The sequence below is a fragment of the Nereida sp. NH-UV-3 genome, from assembly GCF_042939535.1.
GTDB classification, from domain to species: Bacteria; Pseudomonadota; Alphaproteobacteria; order Rhodobacterales; family Rhodobacteraceae; genus Nereida; species Nereida ignava.
Map to the genome: position 1 here is coordinate 760,727 of NZ_CP132157.1, position 21,280 is coordinate 782,006.

Below are 21,280 nucleotides of genomic sequence, written 5' to 3' on the forward strand. Positions count from 1 at the left end.
TACCGAGCGAGCGACCTACTCGATTGCGTAGACCACCGTTACGCCCGCCGATACCCCAACCTCACCCGTGGCAATTGCTTCGGTACTGCGCGCAAGTGCAAATTGGTTTGATCTTTGCGCAGACGTGCCGCCCTCGCGGATCGACAGCACGGCACCCAATGTCACACCCGCAGCTTCGGCATAAACGCGGGCTTTAGAACGGGCCTGCATGACCGCCTCAACCCGCGCTTGGCCTTCAAGTGACTCTGGGTCCTGAAGTAAAAATTGAATGCCGAAAAACTCGTTCGCCTCCGCCCCAATGGCTGCATCAATGACGTCTCCAAGAAGACCAGTATTTCTGACGCGCACCACAGCAGTATTGCGCGCCGTATAGCCGATGATCTCGCGCGTGGCAGACGGCTCACGGGCGTACTCAGGCTGCACACGTTAATCACGGGTTTGAATATCACGCGGCTCAATCCCCAAATCGGCAAGGCGCCCCAATACCGCTTGCATGGTGCTGTTCACAGTACCGAATGCATCGCGCGCGTTTATCGCCTGTCCTGACACGCCCACGCTGATCTCTGCCATGTCAGGCACAGCATTAACGTACCCCTGCCCGCTGACTGTGATTGTTCTTTGACCATCCGCGCCCGTCATCTGTTGCGCGGATGCAGACGCTGCCAACCCAAACGCACAAAGCGCCAACGCGGCGCAAACATCTATTACTCGTCTCATCACCAACCTCGTTTTCACCAAAGCGACCAATTACTTTACCAAGTATGACGCAAACTGCCGCCTAATGCTTGGCTTTTCCTTTCCCTTGGGGGGCAGACACGGTAAATCTGTGGCGTACCCTGTTTAAAAGGCTTCGTTACGTATGTTTCCAAATGCTGCCATCTCGCTGAGCGTTGACGGAATAACGGCCCTGCTGAAGGCCAATGACGGTTGGCGCAGCATCGGCCAAGTTCCGCTTGATGACCCTGACCTGACCGGATCGCTTGAGGCGTTGCGCCTGCGCGCCGAAGATATCTTAGGCGCTCCGATGCGCAGCAAACTCATTATCCCCAACGATCAAATTCGTTTTCTTGAAATAGCTGCGGTTCCTGAAAAAATCAGTGACGGGCAAACTGCCTGCGCACAGGCTTTGGAAGGGCAAACCCCCTATCCCGTTAACGAGTTGCGGTATGATTGGACCACAACCGGTACCACCACCAACATCGCCACCGTCGCTGTGGAAACCCTGACTGAGGCAGAGGCTTTTGCAACCCAATACGGGCTGAACCCCATTTGCTTTGTGGGGCTACCAGAAACCGGCAACTTCGGGACAGCAGACCTTAGCAGAGAACCCTATTTTGGCACCGCGAAAGCCGCCGCCAATCTACTGGATGCGCAACAACGCATTGACCGGGAAACCGGTCTGGCCAAAAACGTCGGACACTGGGAAGACGCGCCGCAAAGCGAGCCGGTGCCAGCGCTTGAACCCACTGAGAAGCCTGACGAGGTCACATCAAATGCGCCCGTAACATTCTCCACCCGCCGGACTGTCCCAACAGATCAACTTGGGGCCGCGCCTGCTTTGGGCGCAGCAACGAAGGCAGCCCCCGGGGGCGCAACACCGCCGCTAAGCCAAGCTGAAACCCCGGTGCCGCAAAAGAGAAGCCTTGCCACCTCAACGCAGCCCCTAGCCGAAACAACAGACCTACCCGAAGCCGAAGCACTTACCGTTTTTGGCGCCCGTCAAACAGCAGACACGCCCCGCAAACCACGCTTTCTGGGGCTGATCCTCACAGGTGTTCTATTGGCCGCTTTGTTTGCGGCGGCGCTCATTTGGGGAAATTCTGAAAACCCAGCAGTGTCTTGGCTGTTCGGCGACAAGCAAAGCGCGACAGAGATCGCGGCACCAGCCGACAGTATCCCCGCTCCTGATGAGCAGCGCCCGCAGCGTGATGAAAACGGCCTACTGCCCGGACCATTCTCCGCTTTCCCGACCGCCGATGAAATCGACGATGCGGCAAGCGAAGATTTCGAAGGCATCGCCACCTTACCCATTGAACCGCTTGATCCAGACAGGTTGAGCCTGCGCCGGGTGTTACCTGCACCCGTAGAAACCATGACCATCAACAACGCGCAGACATTGTTTGAGCGTTCAGGCATCTGGCAGCGCGGCGTAGAGCCGGCGGCTCTTTTGCCTGCCCCGGACCTTGAGGCAACTTACTTTGCGTCGCTCGACCCGCTTATCAATTTCTCAGACGCGGTCGCACTGCCGTCAGAGCGGTTGCTGCGTCAAGACGCACCGGTGCCGCGTATCGGCAGTCCGGCAGCGGCAGGGCAAACATTTGATTTTGACGAAAATGGTCTGGTGAAACCAACCGCAAACGGTGCCGCAACGCCCGATGGCATTACTGTTTTTACAGGCAAACCGCCCGTGGTCCCACCAGTGCGCGAAGTTGTCGTCCCGGAGCCATCGCCAGAGGTCGCAAAGACCGAAAACCCGCTTGCAGCGTTCAGGCCACGGCTACGGCCAAATTCGTTATCAGACGCGAATGAACGTGAAACACTGGGCGGGTATTCACGTGCTGAACTTGCCGCCCTGCGTCCAAAATTGCGCCCCGCTGATCTGGCGCCAACACCCGTAGTTGCGGCGCGCCCAAACAACCCATCGCTCGTGCCGCTTGATCAGGCGCAAGTCGACACAGCCGTGGAAGCTGCGCTGGCGACCGCTGCGGCGCAAATCCCCCAAGGCACTGCACAAGCGGTCCGCGTATCACCAAAGCCCAACCTGCGCCCGCGCGATTTGGAAACAACGCAGACAGCTGCTTTGGTGCCCCAAACACCCCAAGCCGCAGCAACAGCCCCCGTCACACAGCGCCCAAATGGTGCGGTAAATTCAACCGTGGCGCGCAACGCGACGCTACGCAATGCAATCCGCTTCAACCGGATCAACCTGATCGGCGTCTCCGGCAAACCAAATGCGCGCAATGCATTGGTCCGTCTGAAAAACGGCCGCTACCGCAAAGTCACTGTCGGCGACCGTTTGGACGGTGGACGCGTGACGGCAATTGGCCGCTCTGATCTGCGGTATTCAAAGTCCGGCAGACAGGTTAAACTGGAAATACCTTCCGGCTAAGAGGCGACATGGACAGCATTTTATTTCAAGCCAGCATTTATCTTGCAGCCGCAGTGATTGCTGTCCCCCTAGCCGCCCGATTGGGTCTTGGTTCTGTTCTGGGGTACCTCGGGGCGGGTATTGTCATTGGCCCATTGCTTGGGCTTGTTGGCGCCGAGACCAAAGAACTTCAGCATTTTGCAGAGTTCGGCATCGTCATGATGTTGTTCCTGATCGGGCTCGAGCTTGAGCCGCGCGCCCTTTGGGATATGCGTGACAGGCTGATCGGCCTCGGCGGTCTGCAAATTGGTGTGACGACGCTGTTGATCATGGGGGGCGCAATGATTTTGGGCCAGCCCGTAAATACTGCGTTGGCAATCGGACTAATCTTCTCACTCTCGTCGACTGCGATCGTCCTACAGACGCTTTCAGAAAAGGGATTGACCCAAACAGGCGGCGGGCGAAACATCTTTTCGGTTTTGTTGACCCAAGACATCGCCGTCATCCCGATGTTGGCGTTTTTGCCACTACTTGCCCTGCAATTTGTCCCATCCCTTGGGCCAGATGGCTCAATCCGGATGAAGCCCGAAGAAGACGTCCATCACTCCATGTCGCTAGTCGATGGCTTGCCAGGATGGGGCGTTACTTTGGTCACTATAGCCGCCGTTGGCTTGGTCATTTTGATCGGTGTGTACCTTGTTCGTCCGGTGTTTCGCTATATCCATCACGCGCACCTTCGTGAGATGTACACGGCGCTGGCGCTTTTGCTTGTTGTAGGTACGGCCGTTTTGATGAGCCTTGTTGGCCTGTCACCCGCTTTGGGCGCTTTTCTTGCAGGTGTCGTGCTGGCCAACTCCGAGTTTCGCCATGAACTGGAAAGCGATCTGGAGCCGTTCAAAGGCCTGCTGCTTGGGCTGTTTTTCATCACTGTCGGTGCCAGTATTGATTTTGCGACTTTCTACAAATCCCCCTTCAGTCTGATTGGACTGACCTTAGCGGTGATGGTGATAAAGGCGGCTGTTCTTTACGGGCTATCGATCATTTTTCACGTCGAAGGCCGCGACCGATGGCTGTTTACACTTGGGTTAGCACAGGCGGGTGAATTCGGGTTTGTCCTGATCAGCTTTGCGCTTCAGACACACGTCCTGCAAACGCAACTGGCAGATAAGCTGTTGTTTGTCGTGGCCCTATCGATGCTGATCACACCGCTGCTCTTTATTGCGTATGACCGTTTTCAGCATCTTATGGATGCAAGCAAAGACACCCAAAACCCCGACGACATCGATGAGGAACAAGGGCATATCCTGATCGCTGGGATCGGGCGTTTTGGACAAGTGATCAACCGTCTTGTGCAGATGGCTGGTTTCAAAACTGTCGTACTGGATAACGATCTGCAAACAATCCAACTAATGCGTACCTTTGGATTCAAAGGCTTTTTCGGTGACCCAACCCGCCCTGAAACACTACACGCAGCGGGGCTGCAGCACGCCAAGATTTTGGTTGTGGTGCTTGATGACAAAGACGCCGCAGTAAAGCTTGTCAGATACGCCCGCAAAGAGCGCCCTGATTTGCACATCATCGCGCGGGCCTACGACCGCGTTCATGTGTATGCGCTTTATCAAGCGGGTGCCAACGACATCGTTCGTGAGATGTTTGACAGCTCGCTTCGTGCAGGCCGCTACGCACTGGAAAACATGGGACTGACCGAATTTGAGGCCGCCGAGGCGCAAAAGACGTTCTACAAACTTGACCGTGCCGCATTACGAGAATTGGCCGAGTTGTGGGATCCCAGCCAACCAGTGCAGAAGAACACGGCCTACATCGAGAAATCTCGCGCCCTCAACAAAGATTTTGAGACAGCAATCCTTGAAAGTCTTGAAGCCGCGCGCCCCCTCAAAGAGCACACGGCCAAAGATACCACTGAGTAGCTTTACGCGTCTGAGACACCCGCTTCGGCAAAAGTCGCCATGCCAGAGTGGCACGCCAAAGCGGCCTTAAGAACGCCCAAGGCCAAAGCTGCACCAGAGCCTTCGCCAAGGCGAAGACCAAGGGACAAAAGTGGTTCTTTGCCAATGCCTGCTAACAGTTTTTCATGGGCACCTTCGGCACTCAGGTGGCCAGCTACGCAGTGATCAAGTGCGCCTGCCTTTTCCTTTTCCAAACACGCCGCAGCAGCACAGCAGATAAAGCCATCCAAGATGACCGGTATCTGTTCAAACCGCGCCCGCGCAATTGCACCGACCATCGCTGCCAATTCACGCCCACCCAATGTGCGCAGAACCTCAAGCCCGTCACGCCCCGCGTTTGCCGCAAGCCCCTGTTCTACAACGCGGGTTTTGTTAGCGAGACCCGCATCGTCAACACCGGTACCACGTCCTGTCCAATCAGCGGCAGCACCGCCCAAAAGAGCCGCGCCAATGGCCGCAGCAGACGTTGTGTTGCCGATGCCCATTTCACCAGTCACCAACACGTCAGCGTTTGCGTCAACGGCGTTCCAACCTGTTTGTAGCGCTGTCACGACCTCGGCCGCAGTCATAGCTGGGCCTTCGGTGAAATCAGCCGTGGGGCGATCAAGGTCAAGCGCGTGTACATTCAACGCAGCGCCAAAAGTTTTGGCCAACTGATTGATGGCGGCACCACCGTGCTCAAAATTCATGACCATCTGCGCGGTTACTTCAGCCGGAAACGCGGATACGCCTTGTGCTGTTACGCCGTGGTTACCCGCAAAAATGATAACCTGCGGAGCACTGATTTGCGGGGCAGCCTCACCGCGCCAGCTGGCATACCAAAGCGCTATATCCTCAAGTCGGCCAAGCGCGCCCGGGGGCTTGGTCAATTGACCATTACGATCAGCAGCTTCCGACAGGGCTTTTTGATCTGCATGGGGCGCCGTTTTCAAAAGGGCACGGAACTCATCAAGGGTATTAAAAGTTACAGTCATCATCAGGCCTCATTGCAGTTTGTTGTGCCCTTGTTTACCCATCCCAGCATGAAGGGCAACGAACGAAACCGACCTGATCTGTTTGATTTGCGCGATATCCTCGCAGCGGTCGGATTGCTATCGCGCCTGCCGGTACGCGTTGATGCGGATCACGCTATGGCGCGCGCGGCTTTTGCAACATGGTCATATCCCATTGTGGGGCTGGTCATCGGTGGTCTGCAGGCAACTCTGGCGGCCATGCTGATATGGCTTGGCGTGCCTGTGCCGTTGGTCGCAGGGCTTATTCTTGCCGCCGGCATGATCTTGACCGGCGCACTTCACGAAGATGGGCTGGCTGATTGCGCAGACGGATTTTGGGGCGGCTACACTATTGAGCGACGCCTTGAGATCATGAAAGATAGCCAGATCGGCAGCTACGGCACCCTCGCGTTAATCATGAGCGCAGGATTGCGATGCGCGGCACTTTGGCTTGCTCTTACCGCCTTTGGCCCACTTTTCTTGGTAGCGACCGCGGCTTTGTCCCGCGTTGGCATGGTTGCATTGATGTATGCGCTGCCAAACGCACGCCCCAGTGGGCTGGCCGCGTCCGTTGGAAAGCCTGAGCCTATCCATGTGGGTGCCGCCGCCCTGATCGGAATGGTTGTGACCATAGTCTTTGCACCGAGCCCAATCATGATGATGATCGCTGCTGGTCTGGTGACTTGCGCTGTGGCCTTGATTGCAATGCGCAAAATAAATGGCACCACAGGAGATGTCCTGGGTGCCACTCAACAACTTACAGAAATTAGCCTATTAATCGTACTCGCAAGCTAACCTCATTTAGCAGGTCACATCTACGCAGCAGCCGGTGCGCGGCTGTTCAATACGTCTTCGATTTTTGAACCTGCTTGCCCCTCATCTTCGCTGCTGACCACGGCTACTTCGCGGGTCAGGCGTTCAAGAGCTGCCTCATAAAGCTGACGCTCTGAATAGCTTTGCTCACGCTGGTCATCGTTGCGGTGCAAGTCGCGCACAACTTCGGCGATCGCAATCAGATCACCCGAGTTGATCTTTTGCTCATATTCCTGCGCACGGCGTGACCACATTGCGCGCTTCACTTTTGCTTTACCCTTCAAAATCTTCATCGCGTGGGCGATTTCATCACCCGTGGACAAGCTACGCATGCCCACATCAACTGCTTTGTGTGTCGGCACGCGCAGGGTCATTTTGTCTTTCTCAAACGCAACAACAAATAGCTCGAGCGTCAGGCCTGCCACTTCTTGCTCTTCCACGTTGACGATTTTGCCAACGCCATGTGCCGGATACACCACGTATTGATTGGGACTGAAGTCGAGCTTTTTTGACTTACTCATTCTTATTGTTCCTTTGTTCCAAGCCGCCTAGCAAGGCGACAAAACCACTGCACATGCCGGTGCAAAGCAACGACGTGACAGGGTGCTAAATATGTGTGTTAAAGCGCCTTATGGCGATCCGCTATTCCGGTCCAAGCGATCAGATGGGTAGTGGAAACGAGCATAAACACAATGAAGACATATCATAAAATCGAGTCTATCGAAAGACCCGCTAAAAACACAAAAGCCTCATGAAAACATGAGGCTATCGTGTGTTCTTCATAAATACCTAACAGCGCGGCGAATCAACCGCCCTCGCCCGGCTGTTCACTGAAATGCGTCTCAAGCTTGTTGGCCACACCGTCCAGCGCCTCTGCGTCTGGAAGCTGATCCTTTTTGGTGATGATCACAGGCCAGCTTTCGGAATACTTGCGGTTAAACTCAACCCATTTCTCCATATCCGGCTCCGTGTCAGGGCGGATCGCATCAGCGGGGCACTCAGGCTCGCAAACACCGCAATCAATGCACTCGTCAGGATGAATGACCAGCATGTTCTCACCCTCGTAGAAACAATCGACGGGGCAGACTTCCACGCAGTCGGTGTATTTGCAGGCGATACAGTTATCAGTGACGATATAAGTCATATTCGTAATCCGTTTTCTGAGCGTGCACGTTCACTAATCCAGCACTCGCTATCATTCAAGACCATCAAAGCGGTCCATTTGCCGCCGATCCCGTTTTGTCGGGCGACCAGTTCCATGTTTGCCGCCCTCAAAGCGCGGATTTGCCCCACGCGCGGCAGGGTCAACTGGCGCTGGCGCGGGACTTTGATCATCGTAAAGCGCTTGGGCCTCGGGCGCAGGGCCGCGCCTGTCACCAATGCCCAAAACGTGAATAACACGAACGCGATCGTCCTTGCTAAACGTCAGCGTAACGCCTCGGCTGATCTGGCGCGCCGGCTTTGAAACAGGCGCACCATCGACGCGTACTTTACCTTCCGACACAACCCGAGCGGCCAATGTGCGCGTCTTGAAAAAACGCGCGTGCCAAAGCCATTTATCAAGGCGTTGGCTTGGAACTTGCCCCTCAGCAGTCACCGTCTATTCACCCTTTATTGAGCCCCATCAGCGCAGCGGCAAAGGGGTTATCAGGATCGATTTTGGCTTTCTTTTCAGGCTTTGCGCTGAACTTTTGAGCGCGCTGCTTATCGCCACCTTTGCCCGCGTTCGGCTTGCCGCCTTTGCGCGCTTTGTTGGCGTTACGGTTTTGACCGCCATTGCGATCCCCGCCCCGACCACCTTGTTTGGCAGCGGCACGGCCACCCCAAGCAAAAGTATAAAACACTTCCATTTCTGGGGCTTCTGGCGCAGTTTCCTCAGCTAGCGCATCAGTCGCCTGAACTGCATCACCAGGCGCATCGTTCTGCTCAGCTGCCGGGTCAGCATCAGCCGTAACTTCAGACGGCACCTCCGCAGTTTCAGCAGTCTCGCTCGGTTTTGCATCTGTGGGTGCAACTTGCTTTACCTTAACACGTTCACCTTTGTCGGCTTTATATCCAAGACCAGCCATCAAATCAGCGAATTGCTCAAGGGTCATGCCCGTTATGGACAGCATGTCCGGCGTCGCCTCAAAGCCACCGCGGGTGTCTTGATCGCGCAACATGTCGGCCAAACGCTCAAGCATATCGATGCGGATCGCGCGCTCACCCGCCGCGCGGTAGCCCGCCATTGAGTGATACCCACGTGGACGGCCGCGTACTGCCGGAACAGTAACCAAACCGGCGGGGGGCGCTTCAGGAAAATTATCGAGCGATTGGGCCAAAGACCAAAGAACCAAACGCAAACGCGTAGGTGCAGGTTTCAACAAAAGTGGCATGAAGATGGTGAACTGGCCAAAGCGAATGCCGTGTTTGCGCAGCGCGCCACGTGCTTCTTGATCAAGCGCTTTTACATCGTCAGCGACCTCACCACGGGGCACTACGCCCAAGGCCTCGACCATGCGGAACGCAAAGCCTTTCGCCAACCCGTTGAGCGCATCATCGCCCTGCAAGTTAGTCAGCGGTTCAAAAAGCGTCGCAATCTTGCGATCAATAAAGTGTTGCAAGCGGCGCTGGACTTTGGCGGCCACATCTGGACCGGCCTCTTCATCAACGAATGCCTTCACGACGGGCTTCAGCGGGTCGCTTCCTGCGACCAACTTGCCAACGGCACTGCTGCCCCACATCAATCCACCTTGTTCGGTAAAATCAATCTCGGTGTCAGGGGCATTATAAAAACGATCTGCGCGCAGATGGAATTCAGGGGCCAAAACAGCGAGCGCTGCTTGGCGAAGGGTCTTTGCCTCGTCGGGGGTAGCACTTGTGTCCTGCTGGAAACGGAATGCTTCGATACGGCCCACGAACTGGCCCTCTACGGTGACTTCACCGGTGTCGTTAATATCAGCCACAAGGGCCTCCTTCTGCTTGAGCCGCCGCAACAAAACACTGGTGCGGCGATCCACAAATCTTTGGGTCAAACGCTCGTGCAGAGCATCTGACAGGCGGTCTTCTACAACACGGGTTTCCCCGCGCCAATGGTCGTTATCATCAAGCCAACCTTTACGTTGGGCCACATACGTCCACGTGCGAATGTAAGCCAGACGTTTCGACACGGTGTCAATGTCACCTTCCACTCGGTCGAGGCGATTAACCTGTCTGGCCATCCAATCTGCGGGTATTTTGCCCGATTGATGCAAAAAGGTGTAAATCTGCAACAACATATGGGCGTGTTCGGCGTTACTTATGCCGCGAAAGTCAGGAATGCAGCAAACGTCCCACAAGAGCTTGACCGAGGGGCCGTCGCTTGCACGCGCAACCACTTCCGCCTCACCAGACAGCGCCTTCAGCGCCACCAGATCATCCGCGTCACGCACACGCGTCAGCCAGTCATTGTTGGTCTTGTCCTGCAATGACGCCAGGAGCGATTTGATCGAGCCGTATCGCAACGCAGAATTACGCCACTGCAATTTGGTCACCGGCGGAAAACGCGACTCGGTAATCATCTCGACCACCTCGTCGTGAAGGGCGGGTGCCTCACCAGTCACGCCAAAAGTACCATTATCAAGGTAACGCCCTGCCCGTCCCGCAATTTGTGCCAGCTCATTAGGCTGAAGTTGGCGCATGCGGCGGCCGTCAAATTTGGTCAGGCTAGAAAAGGCGACATGTTTCACATCAAGGTTGAGCCCCATTCCGATGGCGTCCGTGGCCACCAGAAAATCAACATCGCCGTTTTGGTAAAGCTCAACTTGCGCGTTGCGCGTCCGCGGGCTGAGCGCCCCCATGACCACAGCAGCGCCGCCTTTTTGCCGGCGCAGCACCTCTGCAATGGCATACACGTTATCGACCGAAAAACCGACAATCGCACTTCGATTTTGCATACGGCTGATCTTTTTGGAGCCCGTGTACGTCAGCGCCGAAAACCGCTCGCGCTTGAGAAACTGCACTTTTGGCACCAACGCGGCAATGGCCGGCTTCATTGTCTCCGCGCCCATAAAGAGTGTTTCACGGGTGCCTCGCGCGTGCAGCAAGCGATCGGTGAAAACATGCCCGCGGTCCAGATCGGCGCACAGCTGTATCTCATCGACAGCCACAAAATCTGCGCCAATGCCCACAGGCATCGCCTCAACCGTACACACCCAAAAGGCAGCCCGATCAGGGACAATACGTTCTTCGCCCGTGATCAATGCAACAACATTGGGACCGCGCAGCTTAACCAGCCGGTCATACACCTCGCGCGCCAAAAGACGCAGCGGAAGCCCAATCACACCCGTGCGATGCGCCAACATGCGCTCAATCGCGTAGTGGGTTTTACCCGTGTTTGTTGGCCCTAGAACGGCGGTAATTGCCACGTGACCTGCCCCTCAGATGTTGCTTTGAACCTGCCGCAGTCAGGCCTGCTGGCCGCCCACTTCGCGCTCAAGTCGCTCTATGGCTGTTGCTATGTCCTCGCGGTTTGGATGTATAGAGGCCGCCTTGCGAAAAGCATCCAGTGCCGCCTGCAGATTGCCGCTTCGCTCAAGGATGATGCCAAAACCGCTCATGGCTTTGTAATGGTTCGGGTTCAGCACAAGTGCCTGTCTGATGTCATCAAGAGCGGGGCCATACATTTCAAGGTTGAAATACGCAGTTGCCCGCGCGTTCCAGCCTTCTGCAAATTCTGGCGCATGATCAACAAGTGCAGTCAGTTGCCCAATTGCCACTTTGAACTCACCCGCCTCCATCGCGTCGCGCCCCCGCTGCAATAACAGATCAGCGCTTGCAGAGCCTGAGCGCGACCACGCATTTTCCAGCTCGCGTTCAATTACGGCATAGCTGTCAGGTGTGGCATTCTTGAGCCGCTCAACAATTTCTGCTGCAGGCCCCGCCATTGCAATGTTTGCGACAAAGAGTTGAAGGCCCAGAAATGAACCTAACGTCACAGCAGATAAGTGGTTGCGTCTTCTATGCTCTCCCATGAAGTTGAGTTTAGCGCACAGCCCCCCGTTGGCTAGATCAAACTTGGCAACCTGCCTGCGATCACCGGTCTTTCGGGCAATATTTGACTTAAGGAGCCTCAAGATGAGTGACGTAATCGAAATCGCAGTAGCAGCCCTGAACGAAAAAATGGGGGGAGACGGCTTTGCAGGTATCGCGAAATTTGTGATCGAAGGTGAAGGCGCGATCATAATCGACGCCGATGGCGCACGGGCCGCCGATGACGATGCAGATGTGACCCTGACTGCAGATACAGACACATTCAAATCCATCCTCGACGGATCCCTGAACCCCACCGCTGCCTTCATGACAGGCAAGCTGAGCGTGGACGGGGACATGGGCAAGGCAATGGCCCTGTCGTCCGTATTGGGCTGAACGACATGAAAAGCGCACCGTTCCATAATGATTTGGCTCTGGGGCCATATGGCGGCGGTGCGTTTTGGACCCACACAGATGATGGCGTGCGTATTCGCGTGGGCCATTGGGGCACGGAAAGCGCCCACCGAGGAACAGTTTTGCTGTTTCCCGGGCGTACTGAGTATATCGAAAAATACGGGCTGACCGCAGTTTCATTTGCCGCGCGCGGTTATGCTGTGGCAAGCGTTGACTGGCGCGGCCAAGGTCTTGCAGATCGCCTTATCGATGATCCGCTAAAAGGCCACGTCGAGAAATTCTCCGACTATCAGCGCGATGTTCGGGCGTTCCTTAAAGCCGTAGAAGACCTGAACCTGCCGAAACCTTATTATTTGATCGGACACTCAATGGGGGGCTGCATCGGGTTACGCGCGTTAATGAACGGGCTCAATGTAAAAGCGGCTGCTTTTTCTGCGCCAATGTGGGGCATTGAGCTTGCCTCGCACCTGCGCCCCCTTGCGTGGGTTATATCAAGCTTGCTGAAACCCACGCCCCTTCGCACAATGCTTGCCCCCGGCACCAGCGCTGAGCCTGTCGTGACTGCCAACAGCTTTGATGAGAACAAACTGACCCGCGACCCTGAGATGTACGCGTATATGCGCAGCCACCTCGCAGGTATTCCCGAAATTGCTTTGGGTGGCCCGACACTTGCTTGGCTGAACGGGGCACTGCGCGAAACGCGCACCTTATCAAAGATGCCCAGCCCACCCGTACCGACGATTTGCGGACTTGGGGACGCCGAAAAGATCGTTGACCCATCCCGCATTCATCACCGCATGGCCAACTGGCCTAACGGAACATTGATTGAATACGCAGCGGGCGAGCATGAAGTTTTGATGGAAGTCGAAGCAACGCGCACCGCTTTCCTTGCGGCCTGCGCTGATCACTTTGACGCCAACAGATAGCGCCGCTCAAATTTCGTGCACACCCGCCGCATCTGCGTTTGCGCCCCGCAGCATCCAGCTGTGCTCGGACCCGATGAAGAACATGCTCATCCCGTATTTTGACCACTCCTTCGCCTTGGCGCCGTTGGGGACCCAGCTCATGTAGGTTTTTCCGTTAGCTTTGGCAGCGGCGCCGCAACGTTCAAACGCCGCAAAAAGTTCATCACTTGTTTGGTGGTTATAGCCGTAGCCCACAGACAAATCCGCCGGACCAATAAAGATACCGTCAACGCCCTCAACCGAAGCAATACCTTCAATATCCTCCACACCGGCGGGTTCTTCGATTTGGGCAATCACCACTGTTTGATCTGTCTGCGCCAATACCTCGGGCATAGGCCGCGTTGCAAAGCCTGCCCAGCGGGTTGATCCGGCGAATCCGCGGCCACCCAAGCCAAAGTGACAATTCTTCGCCAACTCTTGCGCCTTTTGCACACTGTCCACATGGGGGCAAACGATACCCGTTGCGCCCATATCAAGCGCTTGTAAAATCTCTTTCGCACTGCCGTCGGCCACACGCACCAACACTGGGAAATCAAACGCGCGGGATACGGCCATGCAAGCATCCATCCGTGCGCGATCAAACGGGGCATGCTCTGCATCAAGACAGATAAAATCCAACTCTGAGCGCGCAAAAATCTCGACCAACTCGTGGCTTGCGGTTTTCAAAAACGTGCCCGCCAAAGGCGCGCCAGACGCCATTCTTTGTTTGAAATCTGCAATGCCCATGTGTCGGCTCTCCGCGTTGAATGAGATAAATCTGCCAACAGACAAATACACAAATTGCACCCTGCGCAACCCACACTACACTTTAGGCCATGAGCAACGTACTAACTTTTACCGATAAGGGCATCTACTGTCCGGCGGGCGACTTTTACATTGACCCTTGGGGCCGTGTTGAGCGCGCATTGATCACCCATGGGCACTCGGATCACGCACGCTGGGGCATGGGCAGTTATCTGGCCACCAAACCCGCTGCTCCGGTGATGCAACACAGGCTAGGGGATGTGTCGATTGACACAGTGAACTACGCAGAGACCGTACAAATTGGCGACGCGCGGGTCAGCTTTCATCCCGCTGGACACGTACCCGGGTCTGCCCAGATCAGGGTAGAAGTGGCTGGCGAAGCTTGGGTCGCCTCGGGGGATTACAAGACAACGAATGACGGGTTTTCAGAACCTTTTGAGCCTGTGCGCTGCCATGCCTTTATTACTGAAAGCACATTTGGGCTGCCCATCTTTAAATGGCAACCACAACAAGTGGTGGCCGATCAGATCAATACGTGGTGGGCCGCAAACCGCGCGGAAGGCAAGGCGTCCATCCTCGGAGCCTATGCGTTAGGCAAAGCGCAGCGTTTGATGTCCTGTGTTGATGCCGCAATCGGGCCGATCTTGACCCATGCCTCAATCGAAAACACCAACGACATTCTGCGTGCCCAAGGATTGCACCTACCCGACACGGTGCGCGTCACAGCCGAGACGGATCTAAAGAAATACCCGGGCGCATTGGTCATCTGTCCCCCTTCGGCGTTTGGCCCATGGTCCAAGAAATTCGGCCCCCAATCACAAGCCTTCGCAAGCGGCTGGATGGCCCTTCGCGGGGTCAAGCGCCGCCGCGCCGCCGAAAGGGGTTTCATCATATCTGATCACGCCGATTGGACCGAACTGAACAGCGCCATCGCCGAAACAGGAGCCGAGCGCATTTTCGTCACCCACGGCTATACCTCCGTGTTCACCAAGTGGCTGCGCGACCAAGGCTATGATGCCCATGTGGTCAGCACAGACTACGGCGGCGATGAGGCAGATGACAGCAACGCCCCGCAACGGGATATTCACGACGCGGGTGCGGCAGTCTAATGCGGGATTTCGCGACGCTTTTCACAACGCTTGACCAGACCACCAAAACCACAAGCAAAGTGGCCGCCCTGCGTGCGTTTTTCGAGACCGCCTCAGACAACGACAAACTCTGGTGCATCGCACTGTTTTCAGGGCGTCGCCCCAAACGTGCAGTCACAACAACCCTGCTGCGGGAATGGGCCGCAGAACTTGCCGGCATCCCCCTTTGGCTTTTTGAGGAATGCTACCCGATCGTGGGCGACTTGGCGGAAACCATCGCACTTGTCCTGCCCCCAGCACTGCAACACGACGATCAGCCGCTGACCCATTGGATCAAAACCGTACAATCGATCGCCCCCCAAGAAGAGGCTGCCCGCAAGAAAATCATTCTGGACGCGTGGGACCGGCTCAACACGACTGAACGCTTTTTGTTCAACAAACTACTGACCGGCGGTTTTCGGGTTGGCGTATCACAGAAGCTGGTGACACGCGCGCTTGCGCAATGCACTGACCAAGATGAAGCCGCCCTTACCCATAAGTTAATGGGCAGTTGGACACCTGACAGCATCACTTTTGACCAACTGGTTCTGCAAGACGACCCCGAGGCAGATTTATCCAAACCCTACCCGTTTTACTTGGCCCACGGCGTTGATGACATAGATCAGCTTGGGCCCGTAAGTGATTGGTGCGCAGAGCTAAAGTGGGACGGCATCCGCGGGCAACTCATCAAGCGCGGCGGTGCACATCATCTGTGGTCGCGCGGGGAAGAGTTGATGACAGACCGCTTTCCAGAGTTTGCACAACTGCGCGATTTTCTTCCCGACGGTACTGTTATCGACGGTGAAGTTCTCGCTTTTCAAAACGGCGCACCTTTGTCGTTCAACGTTTTGCAAAAACGGATTGGCCGCAAAACGGTGCCCAAAAAGATGCTGATCGAAGCACCGGTAATTTTGCAAGCCTATGATCTACTTGAATGGCACGGCACTGATATCCGCGAAAAACCTTTGTCAGAGCGGCGGCATTTACTCGCAAGCTTGATTGAAAATCTGCCAACCGATTTGCCAATTGCACTGTCCAAACAGGTACCTGCAACTTCTTGGGATACGCTGGCAGAGGCCCGCGAAACCGCACGAGAGGTGAATGCGGAAGGGTTGATGCTGAAGCGTCTTTCCAGCCCATATCTGGCAGGGCGCAAAAAAGGCGATTGGTGGAAATGGAAAGTCGACCCGCTCACGATTGATGCTGTGATGATCTATGCCCAAGCGGGTCACGGGCGCCGCGCCACCTTGTTTACGGATTACACATTTGCGGTCAAAAGCGGCAACGAATTAGTGCCTTTCACCAAAGCCTATTCAGGCCTGACGGATGCAGAGTTCAAACAGATCACGTCATGGGTCAAGAAGAACACATTGCAACGTTTTGGACCTGTGCGCCAAGTCACACCGCAGCATGTGTTTGAGATCGCTTTTGAAGGCATCCAAGCCTCGCCGCGCCATAAATCGGGGATCGCGCTTCGCTTTCCACGCATGCTGCGGTGGCGCCAAGACAAGCCGCTGGACGAGATCAACACACTTGAGGACCTTCAAGAAATGCTGCGCCAATTCGGATAGGCTTTGTTTTTTCAAAATTCCATCTGCGTGCTCTTTCAACCCGCCCCCTGCGGCCATAAGTTCGCCATAACAAATCATAAAAGGACGCCGACATGCTTGATGCACCAACGACCCAAACCGATTTCGGTGACCTACCAAACTGGGATTTGTCTGATCTCTATGAAAGCTCCGACGCGGATCAGTTGCACAAAGACATGGCTTGGCTCGAAGCCGAATGCGCTGATTTCGCCGCGAGCTATGAGGGCAAGTTGGCTGGCTTAAGCGCAGATGAATTGCTAAATGCCGTGCGTCGCTATGAGAAAATAGACATGATCGCAGGGCGCATCATGTCGTTCGCCGGACTGCGCTACTACCAAAACACCACAGACGGCGAGCGCGCGCAGTTTATGTCAAACTGCCAAGACAGCATCACCAACTTCACCACACCGCTGGTGTTCTATGGTCTTGAGTTTAACCGCCTTGATGATGCGCATCTGGCGGGCTTGCTTGCACAAAACGCTGACTTGGCGCGCTATAAACCAGTCTTTGACCGCATGCGCGCGATGAAGCCCTACCAGCTGTCAGACGAGTTGGAGAAGTTTCTACACGATCAGTCCGTTGTGGGCGCTGCCGCATGGAACCGGTTGTTTGATGAAACCATCGCAGGTTTGGAATTCGAAATAGAGGGCGAAACCGTCAACATCGAAAGCGCGTTGAACCTGCTGACGGACCCAGACGGCGCGAAACGCGAAGCAGCCTCCCGCGAACTTGCCCGCGTATTTGACAAAAACATCCGCACCTTCGCGCGCATCCACAACACATTGGCCAAAGAAAAGTCGGTCGAGGATAAGTGGCGCGGTATGGAGACGCCGCAAACCGGACGCCATCTGTCAAACCACGTGGAACCCGAAGTGGTGGAAGCGCTTCGCGATGCGGTTGTTGCCGCCTACCCCAAGCTAAGCCACCGCTACTATGCCTTGAAAGCCAAGTGGCTTGGGCTTGAAAAAATGCAAACATGGGACCGAAACGCGCCCCTGCCCCAAAATGATCCAACACCGGTAAACTGGGAAACAGCACAGCGCACCGTTATGGAAGCCTACGCTGATTTTGACCCGCGTATGGCCGATCTGGCTGAGCCGTTCTTTACAAAAGGCTGGATTGATGCGGCTGTGAAACCAGGCAAGGCACCCGGTGCTTTTGCTCACCCAACGGTTACTGATGCGCACCCATATGTGATGCTGAACTACCTTGGCAAACCGCGCGATGTAATGACCCTCGCGCATGAGCTGGGGCACGGCGTTCACCAAGTGCTTGCCGCAGAGCAAGGCGAGCTACTGTCCTCGACCCCGCTTACCTTGGCCGAGACTGCCTCTGTGTTCGGCGAAATGCTCACGTTCCGTAAATTGCTAGACGCGGCGAAAACCCGAGCCGAGCGTAAAACCTTGCTGGCGGGCAAAGTCGAAGACATGATCAACACGGTCGTGCGCCAAATTGCGTTCTACGACTTTGAATGCAAGCTACACGCTGCCCGCGCCGAAGGCGAATTGACGCCAGATGACATCAACGCGCTTTGGATGTCCGTTCAAGCGGCCTCGCTTGGCCCCGTGTTTGAGTTCCAAGACGGCTACGAGACATTTTGGGCCTATATTCCACACTTCGTTCACTCGCCATTCTACGTCTATGCATACGCCTTCGGCGACGGCCTTGTGAACGCACTCTATGCGGTCTTTGAGGAAAGCGGCGCAGAGTTTCAGGATAAATACTTCGATATGCTGCGTGCGGGCGGGTCAAAGCACCACAAAGAATTGCTTGCCCCATTTGGCCTTGATGCATCTGATCCGGCGTTCTGGGACAAAGGCCTGTCGATGATCAGCGCAATGATCGACGAGCTTGAAGCGATGGAGGACGCCTAATATGAGCGCCAAAAATGTTGCCGTTATCGGCCTTGGCTCAATGGGATACGGCATCGCGCAATCGGCCCTGCGCGGTGGTCACAAAGTGTGGGGGCGTGACGTCGTTGAGGCCACCACAGCCAAATTCATCGCGGAAGGCGGTCAGGCAAGCCCACCCGATTACGCTGACATTGATGTGGCGGTGTTGGTTGTTCTGAACGCGGCGCAAACAGAAGATGTCCTGTTCGGTCAAAATGGTATCGCCGCGCAAATGCGCAAAGATGCTACCGTCATTGCTTGCGCCACTGTGCCACCGGAATTTGCCCGCAACATGGAAGCCCGCGCTCAAACGCTCAGGCTGCACTACTTAGACGCGCCAATTTCGGGTGGGGCCGTAAAAGCCGCGAATGGAGCGCTTTCTGTCATGGCCTCAGGCAGCGAAGATGCGTTTGAGGGCGCGAAAGACGTCATGGACAGCATTGCCGAAACGGTTTTTGCATTGGGTAATGAAGCCGGTGCGGGATCAGCCATGAAAGCCGTGAACCAGATGTTGGCGGGCGTCCATATTGCAGCCATGGCCGAAGCCATCACGTTCGGCATGACCCAAGGTGTTAGCCCTACGTCGTTCATCGATGTTATCTCAAAATGTGCTGGCACGTCTTGGATGCTGGAAAACCGCGCCCCTCATATTGCAGACGGCGATTACACGCCGCGCTCATCGGTCAACATCTGGCCCAAGGACCTCAGCATTGTTCTGGATATTGCGGATCAGGCAGCTTTTGACGCCCCCATTACCAAAACTGCGCTGGCACAATACGCCAAAGCAGTTGAAGCAGGTTTGGGTCTTGAAGACGATGCAGCCGTCGCAAAAATCTACGCCGCCCAAGCGGGGCTAAGCCTGCCAAAGGGAACGCCCTCGTGAAGTTTTCGGCCAACCTTGGCTTTTTATGGAGCGAGTTGCCCCTGACGGATGCCATCCGCGCAGCCAAAGTGGCCGGCTTTGATGCGGTTGAATGCCACTGGCCATACGACACACCAGCAGAAGATGTCGCACAGGCATTGACAGACACGGGGCTCAACATGCTGGGCCTCAACACCGTTCGCGGTGATCTTTCAAAGGGGGAAAACGGCCTAAACGCCCTGCCCAACCGAATGACTGAGGCACGCGCGGCGATCGACCAAGCGATTGAGTACGCACGCATCACCGGCACTGCAAATATCCATGCAATGGCGGGGTTTGCCCAAGATGCTGCGGCGCACGATGTGTTTTGTGAAAACCTGACATATGCCTGCGCAAAAGCTGCCCCGCACGGCATTGGGATCGTCATTGAACCGCTTAATCACTACGATGCACCGGGATATTTTCTGTCGACCACATCCCAAGCACAGCAAATCATCACTGAAGTAGGTGCGCCAAATCTAAAGCTGATGTTTGACTGCTATCATGTGCAACTGATGGAAGGTGATATCACCAACAGCCTTACAAAGCTGCAAAGCATCATTGGCCATATTCAGTTTGCTTCTGTGCCGGACCGCAGCACACCGGATCGCGGTGAGCTGTCCTATGACCACATCTTCGCGCATTTGAAGTCACTAGGTTACGCCGCCCCGCTTGGTGCAGAATATAAGCCTAATGGTCCAACGCCACCCACACTCGACTGGCTTACAAAATACAAATCCTAAACGCTTCTTTTGTTTAAGAAATATCCCCGCCGGAGGCACCGACGGGGACAATCAACACTTTACTTCGCTTCAAATCACAAGTTGTGCTCTGGCTCACGCCTCTTCCAGCAAACCTTTGGCACCAGCAAGTTCGCGCATCTTGTTTTGCAACTTCTCAAACGCGCGCACTTCAATCTGCCTGATCCGCTCACGGCTGACAGAATACTGACCGCTCAAATCTTCAAGCGTGACTGGCTTTTCGGCCAAACGGCGCTGCGTCAGGATATCTTTCTCGCGATCGTTCAGCACCACCATCGCCTCGCTCAAAAGCGCGCGGCGCGTATCTAACTCGTCCTTTTCGGCGTAGTCATCCGCTTGGGTTGCATCTTCATCCTCAAGCCAGTCTTGCCACTCCATCGCACCTTCACCGTCATTAGACACCATCGCGTTCAGCGATGCATCTCCACCCGACAAACGGCGGTTCATGGACACAACTTCGTCTTCGGTCACGCTGAGCTCTTGTGCAATCCGTGCGACATTTTCAGGACGCAGATCGCCATCCTCAAGCGCACCGATCTTCTTTTTGGCTTTGCGCAAGTTGAAGAACAGTTTCTTTTGCGCGGATGTCGTACCAAGCTTCACAAGGCTCCATGACCGCAGAACGTATTCCTGAATAGACGCGCGGATCCACCACATCGCGTAGGTCGCCAGGCGGAACCCTTTTTCAGGATCAAACCGCTTCACAGCCTGCATCAACCCAACGTTCGCCTCTGAAATTACTTCCGCTTGCGGAAGGCCATAGCCGCGATACCCCATGGCAATTTTTGCCGCCAAGCGCAGGTGCGATGTCACAAGCTTATGTGCCGCGCCGCTGTCGTCGTGGTCCAAATAACGCTTGGCCAGCATGTATTCTTCTTCCGGCTCCAACATTGGAAACTTCCGGATTTCTTGCATGTAACGGTTAAGCCCGCCCTCGGGTGTGGGTGCAGGCAGAGTTGTGTAGTTCGCCATTGTAAGCCCCTCATGGTCAAAAAAGCGGAAGTGCCCGCGTTGACCTAAATATGGGTGCGCTAATGC

General features: G+C 55.5%; 18 protein-coding genes and 1 pseudogene. 10 read left to right on the plus strand and 9 right to left on the minus strand.

Features of this window, described 5'->3' with window-relative positions:
- Nucleotides 1-15: 15 nt before the first annotated feature.
- A pseudogene (locus tag NeNHUV3_RS03680) lies at nt 16-717 on the minus strand (SIMPL domain-containing protein).
- A 142-nt stretch (nt 718-859) separates the two neighbouring features.
- Between NeNHUV3_RS03680 and NeNHUV3_RS03685 the strand changes: the two are divergent.
- Together NeNHUV3_RS03685 and NeNHUV3_RS03690 are read left to right on the plus strand one after the other, a co-directional pair.
- Nucleotides 860-3,109, plus strand: coding sequence for a hypothetical protein (locus NeNHUV3_RS03685; protein WP_391482581.1), 2,250 nt, complete (start codon nt 860-862; stop codon nt 3,107-3,109).
- A gap of 8 nt (nt 3,110-3,117) precedes the next feature.
- Nucleotides 3,118-5,016: a monovalent cation:proton antiporter-2 (CPA2) family protein gene (locus NeNHUV3_RS03690; RefSeq protein WP_391482582.1), complete on the plus strand. Its 1,899-nt coding sequence runs from the start codon at nt 3,118-3,120 to the stop codon at nt 5,014-5,016.
- Between the two features lie 2 nt (nt 5,017-5,018).
- Here the strand turns inward: NeNHUV3_RS03690 and cobT are convergent, their stop codons facing one another.
- Entirely contained in the window at nt 5,019-6,029 is a 1,011-nt protein-coding gene (cobT, locus tag NeNHUV3_RS03695; protein ID WP_391483167.1) for a nicotinate-nucleotide--dimethylbenzimidazole phosphoribosyltransferase, read from the minus strand.
- A gap of 48 nt (nt 6,030-6,077) precedes the next feature.
- Here cobT and NeNHUV3_RS03700 point away from each other — a divergent pair, with 48 nt between their 5' ends.
- On the plus strand, nt 6,078-6,842 hold the full coding sequence (locus NeNHUV3_RS03700; RefSeq protein ID WP_391482584.1) for an adenosylcobinamide-GDP ribazoletransferase: 765 nt from the start codon (nt 6,078-6,080) through the stop codon (nt 6,840-6,842).
- A gap of 20 nt (nt 6,843-6,862) precedes the next feature.
- Here NeNHUV3_RS03700 and NeNHUV3_RS03705 read toward each other — a convergent pair whose 3' ends face one another.
- The 5 genes from NeNHUV3_RS03705 to NeNHUV3_RS03725 all read right to left on the minus strand — a co-directional run bounded on the left by NeNHUV3_RS03705 (nt 6,863) and on the right by NeNHUV3_RS03725 (nt 11,851).
- Complete coding sequence (locus tag NeNHUV3_RS03705; RefSeq protein WP_048597829.1) at nt 6,863-7,381, minus strand: CarD family transcriptional regulator; 519 nt, start codon at nt 7,379-7,381, stop codon at nt 6,863-6,865.
- A 284-nt stretch (nt 7,382-7,665) separates the two neighbouring features.
- Nucleotides 7,666-8,004 carry a ferredoxin FdxA gene (gene fdxA, locus NeNHUV3_RS03710; protein WP_341245898.1) on the minus strand — a complete coding sequence of 113 codons (339 nt, stop codon included), beginning with the start codon at nt 8,002-8,004 and terminating at the stop codon, nt 7,666-7,668.
- Between the two features lie 51 nt (nt 8,005-8,055).
- Nucleotides 8,056-8,457, minus strand: coding sequence for an RNA-binding S4 domain-containing protein (locus NeNHUV3_RS03715; protein WP_391482586.1), 402 nt, complete (start codon nt 8,455-8,457; stop codon nt 8,056-8,058).
- Nucleotides 8,458-8,464: 7 nt separating this feature from the next.
- Complete coding sequence (locus NeNHUV3_RS03720) at nt 8,465-11,182, minus strand: helicase-related protein (RefSeq protein ID WP_391483168.1); 2,718 nt, start codon at nt 11,180-11,182, stop codon at nt 8,465-8,467.
- Between the two features lie 102 nt (nt 11,183-11,284).
- Nucleotides 11,285-11,851, minus strand: coding sequence for a tetratricopeptide repeat protein (locus NeNHUV3_RS03725; RefSeq protein WP_391482588.1), 567 nt, complete (start codon nt 11,849-11,851; stop codon nt 11,285-11,287).
- A 103-nt stretch (nt 11,852-11,954) separates the two neighbouring features.
- On the opposite strand from NeNHUV3_RS03725, the gene NeNHUV3_RS03730 reads away from it, so the two are divergent.
- Entirely contained in the window at nt 11,955-12,245 is a 291-nt protein-coding gene (locus tag NeNHUV3_RS03730; protein WP_341245901.1) for an SCP2 sterol-binding domain-containing protein, read from the plus strand.
- A gap of 5 nt (nt 12,246-12,250) precedes the next feature.
- Nucleotides 12,251-13,189: an alpha/beta fold hydrolase gene (locus tag NeNHUV3_RS03735; RefSeq protein WP_391482590.1), complete on the plus strand. Its 939-nt coding sequence runs from the start codon at nt 12,251-12,253 to the stop codon at nt 13,187-13,189.
- Nucleotides 13,190-13,195: 6 nt separating this feature from the next.
- Here NeNHUV3_RS03735 and NeNHUV3_RS03740 read toward each other — a convergent pair whose 3' ends face one another.
- Entirely contained in the window at nt 13,196-13,954 is a 759-nt protein-coding gene (locus tag NeNHUV3_RS03740) for an HpcH/HpaI aldolase/citrate lyase family protein (protein WP_391482591.1), read from the minus strand.
- Nucleotides 13,955-14,043: 89 nt separating this feature from the next.
- On the opposite strand from NeNHUV3_RS03740, the gene NeNHUV3_RS03745 reads away from it, so the two are divergent.
- From NeNHUV3_RS03745 to NeNHUV3_RS03765, 5 genes are all read left to right on the plus strand, one after another.
- Entirely contained in the window at nt 14,044-15,081 is a 1,038-nt protein-coding gene (locus NeNHUV3_RS03745; RefSeq protein WP_391482592.1) for a ligase-associated DNA damage response exonuclease, read from the plus strand.
- Nucleotides 15,081-16,670: an ATP-dependent DNA ligase gene (locus tag NeNHUV3_RS03750; RefSeq protein WP_391482593.1), complete on the plus strand. Its 1,590-nt coding sequence runs from the start codon at nt 15,081-15,083 to the stop codon at nt 16,668-16,670. The genes NeNHUV3_RS03745 and NeNHUV3_RS03750 overlap by 1 nt, the downstream gene beginning before the upstream one ends.
- A 92-nt stretch (nt 16,671-16,762) precedes the next feature.
- On the plus strand, nt 16,763-18,562 hold the full coding sequence (locus tag NeNHUV3_RS03755) for a M3 family oligoendopeptidase (RefSeq protein ID WP_391482594.1): 1,800 nt from the start codon (nt 16,763-16,765) through the stop codon (nt 18,560-18,562).
- Between the two features lies 1 nt (nt 18,563).
- Entirely contained in the window at nt 18,564-19,463 is a 900-nt protein-coding gene (gene ltnD / locus NeNHUV3_RS03760) for an L-threonate dehydrogenase (protein WP_391482596.1), read from the plus strand.
- Complete coding sequence (locus tag NeNHUV3_RS03765) at nt 19,460-20,224, plus strand: hydroxypyruvate isomerase family protein (protein ID WP_391482597.1); 765 nt, start codon at nt 19,460-19,462, stop codon at nt 20,222-20,224. Before ltnD ends, NeNHUV3_RS03765 begins: the two co-directional genes overlap by 4 nt.
- 93 nt (nt 20,225-20,317) lie before the next feature.
- Here NeNHUV3_RS03765 and rpoH read toward each other — a convergent pair whose 3' ends face one another.
- Nucleotides 20,318-21,214: an RNA polymerase sigma factor RpoH gene (gene rpoH / locus NeNHUV3_RS03770; RefSeq protein WP_048597817.1), complete on the minus strand. Its 897-nt coding sequence runs from the start codon at nt 21,212-21,214 to the stop codon at nt 20,318-20,320.
- Nucleotides 21,215-21,280 lie beyond the last annotated feature (66 nt).